Source organism: Methylophaga sp. UBA1464 (genome assembly GCF_002325665.1).
In the GTDB taxonomy this organism is placed as follows: domain Bacteria; phylum Pseudomonadota; class Gammaproteobacteria; order Nitrosococcales; family Methylophagaceae; genus Methylophaga.
On sequence record NZ_DCSO01000071.1, the window covers coordinates 19,552 to 23,108 of the forward strand.

Below are 3,557 nucleotides of genomic sequence, written 5' to 3' on the forward strand. Positions count from 1 at the left end.
ATATTTCAGTTTCATGTCTTAAGACTCTCATATTGTTATAAAAATAGGTTGTCATGGCTTAGAGATATTATCAGCCGCGAAGTTCGCTACGCGATTGTCTCATATTTTTCTGCCGGTTTCAGATTGAATAGCCGAGTAATACACTTGGTTATTCAGTTAAATGATACTATAATGGTATCAATTAGGAGGGCGTGACATGTTACGCATGGGTAAACTGACAGACTACGGCATTGTGCTGATGAGCTACATTGCCGAGCACCGTAGCAAGCAGCACAGCGCGCATATGTTATCAGATGCGGTGCATATGCCGTTGCCTACGGTCAGAAAAATATTAAAAGTGTTGTCAGCTGGAGGTCTGTTAACTTCCGAGCGGGGAGCGCAAGGTGGCTATATTTTAAGTGGTGATCCAGCCGATATTTCTGTTGCGCAGATCATTACCGCAATAGAAGGACCGATTGCACTGACTGAATGTGTCAGCAGTGCATCGCAGTGTGATCAGGAAACCCATTGTGCCGTGCAGACAAACTGGAACCAAATCAATAACGCCGTTTTCCATGCTCTGGATGAAGTGAAATTAGCCGATATGCTGACACCGACACTTTCAGCGGCTCGTCCAGTTCGATTTTACCCGCCCAGCTACAGGGCAAAAGCAGTTTCTTTACAGGATGGTGATCAACATGAATGATCAAACACAACAACTTGAAGCAATTACGCAGAAAGAATACAAAGCCGGCTTTTTTACTGATATTGAGTCAGATAGTCTGCCACCCGGATTGAGTGAAGACGTGGTCCGCCAGATATCCCTCATTAAAGGTGAGCCGGAGTTTATGCTGGAATGGCGTTTGAAAGCCTACCGTCACTGGTTGACCATGGAGACCCCGGAATGGGCACATGTGCATTATCCGGAAATCGATTATCAGGCGGTCAGTTACTATTCTGCACCGAAGAAAAAAACCGATGGACCAAAAAGTCTGGATGAAGTTGATCCGGAATTATTGCGTACCTACGAAAAACTCGGTGTACCGCTGGATGAGCGTGCCCGTTTAGCCGGTGTCGCAGTAGATGCGGTTTTTGATAGCGTATCCGTATCCAATACGTTTAAAGATAAACTGGCCGAGCAGGGCATTTTGTTTATGCCGATATCCGAAGCCATTCAGGAACACCCGGAACTCATTAAAAAATATCTGGGCAGCGTGGTTCCACAGAAAGATAATTATTATGCGGCCTTGAATTCAGCGGTGTTTACCGATGGTTCGTTTGTTTACATTCCAAAAGGTGTGCGTTGCCCGATGGAGTTGTCGACCTATTTCCGTATTAATGCGGCGAATACCGGGCAGTTCGAGCGTACGTTGATTATCGCCGATGACGATTCCTATGTAAGTTATCTGGAAGGCTGTACCGCACCGATGCGTGATGAAAATCAGCTGCATGCGGCGGTAGTGGAATTGGTCGCTATGGATCGCGCTGAAATCAAATACTCCACCGTGCAAAACTGGTATCCCGGTGATGAAAATGGCAAAGGTGGTATCTATAACTTTGTCACCAAACGTGCTGCCTGCCGTGGTGAGAGTTCAAAAGTATCCTGGACTCAGGTAGAAACCGGGTCAGCTATCACCTGGAAATATCCGAGTGTGGTATTGCAAGGCGATAATTCTATCGGTGAATTTTATTCGGTGGCTGTGACCAATAATATGCAGCAGGCTGATACCGGTACCAAGATGATCCATCTGGGTAAAAACACCAGTTCAACCATCATCTCAAAAGGTATCTCCGCCGGGCGTTCGTCGAATGCCTATCGTGGTCTGGTGCGTATTGGACCCAATGCGGAAAATGCCCGTAACTACACCGAGTGTGATTCGTTATTGATGGGCGATAAATGTGCCGCACATACCTTCCCGTACATTGAAGTGAAAAACCCGACCGCTCAGGTTGAACATGAAGCCTCAACCTCGAAAATCAGCGAAGATCAATTGTTTTACTGTAAACAACGTGGTCTTGATGTGGAAGACTCGGTATCGATGATCGTCAATGGTTTCTGTAAGCAGGTTATTCGCGAATTACCAATGGAATTTGCGGTGGAAGCTCAGAATCTGCTCGGTTTATCGTTGGAAGGTTCAGTTGGTTAAACGTCGTTCCCTAATATAACTACATGTTGGGCGGGTCAGGCTGCTCAACCTATAAAAATGAATAGAGAATAATTATGAAAATGTTGGAAATCAAAAATTTACACGCAAAAATTGAGGGCAAAGAAATTCTGCGTGGTATTAATTTGACGGTCAATGAGGGTGAAGTACATGCCATCATGGGGCCAAATGGTGCCGGTAAAAGCACGTTATCCAATGTGTTAACGGGCCGTGAAGGCTACGAAATCACCCAGGGTGAAGTCATATACAAAGGTGAAAACCTGCTGGAACTGGAACCTGAAGAACGTGCCCGTCGCGGTGTGTTTCTGGCGTTCCAATATCCTGTAGAAATTCCTGGTGTCAGCAATATCTATCTGCTTAAAGCGGCATTAAATGCTGTTCGCAAACATCAAGGTCTGGATGAGTTGGATGCCATTGATTTCCTGACGCTGGTACGCAGCAAAATGCAACTGGTTAAGATGGATGAACAGTTTTTGCACCGCAGTGTGAATGAAGGCTTCTCCGGCGGTGAGAAAAAACGTAATGAAATTTTGCAAATGGCCTTGCTGGAACCCCAATTAGCCATTATGGATGAGACCGATTCCGGACTGGATATTGATGCCCTGAAAACCGTTTCTGAAGGGGTGAATGCGCTGCGTAGCCCTGAACGTTCATTTGTGATGATTACCCATTACCAGCGTTTGTTGGATTACATCGTGCCTGATTTTGTCCATGTTTTATCTGAAGGTCGCATTGTGAAGTCTGGTGATAAAGAGCTGGCTAAAGAACTGGAAAAATCCGGCTATAGCTGGGTGCATGATGCACCGGAACCAGAAGGGCAGCCTGCATGAAAGTATTAACAGACATCCATACCGATTTTGCTGCGGTGGCCAATAGCCGTGATGTCATGGTGGCTGATAATGCACACTGGAAAACATTGCGTCAACAAGCCAAGGAACAGTTTGAGCGAAATGGCTTGCCGGGCAGAAAAGAAGAAGATTGGAAATACACCAGCCTTTGGTCGTTAGGTCAGGAACAGTTTGTTCATCAGGTCTCCCAACCAGGGTATGCGGATATTCATGAGCTGAAACTGGTGGAAGATGCCTATCGCCTGGTGATTGTTGATGGTCGAGTGGATTTAACAGCCTCATATCTTGACGGGCTGCCCGAAGGTCTTACGGTGACGCCATTCTCACAATCAATCGATCGCGCCAGCGAATTTCTCAATCAGCAAGTCAATTTGGAAAAGCCAGGCTTTAATGCCATGAATACCATGTTGATGAATGAAGGTATTTTCATTGAGGTCGCAGCTAATACCAAGGTAGATAAACCCATTGAATTAATCGTGGTAAACAGTGGACATACGGCACACTATGCCATGCATTTACGTAATGTGATTGTGCTTGGAAAAGATAGTCAGGCAACATTTATCGA

General features: G+C 45.7%; 3 protein-coding genes and 1 pseudogene. All 4 read left to right on the top strand.

Annotated features, from left to right (window positions below; genetic code table 11):
• Nucleotides 1-196 precede the first annotated feature (196 nt).
• Nucleotides 197-685, top strand: a complete 489-nt coding sequence (locus tag B3O33_RS08490; protein WP_292359994.1) for an SUF system Fe-S cluster assembly regulator — start codon at nt 197-199, stop codon at nt 683-685.
• A complete protein-coding gene (gene sufB, locus B3O33_RS08495) occupies nt 678-2,126 on the top strand; it encodes a Fe-S cluster assembly protein SufB (RefSeq protein WP_292359992.1) in 1,449 nt (482 codons plus the stop codon). The genes B3O33_RS08490 and sufB overlap by 8 nt, the downstream gene beginning before the upstream one ends.
• A gap of 80 nt (nt 2,127-2,206) precedes the next feature.
• On the top strand, nt 2,207-2,974 hold the full coding sequence (gene sufC / locus B3O33_RS08500; protein WP_292360230.1) for a Fe-S cluster assembly ATPase SufC: 768 nt from the start codon (nt 2,207-2,209) through the stop codon (nt 2,972-2,974).
• Nucleotides 2,971-3,557, top strand: a pseudogene (locus B3O33_RS08505) (Fe-S cluster assembly protein SufD); the annotation flags it as partial. The gene sufC and the pseudogene B3O33_RS08505, both read left to right, overlap by 4 nt.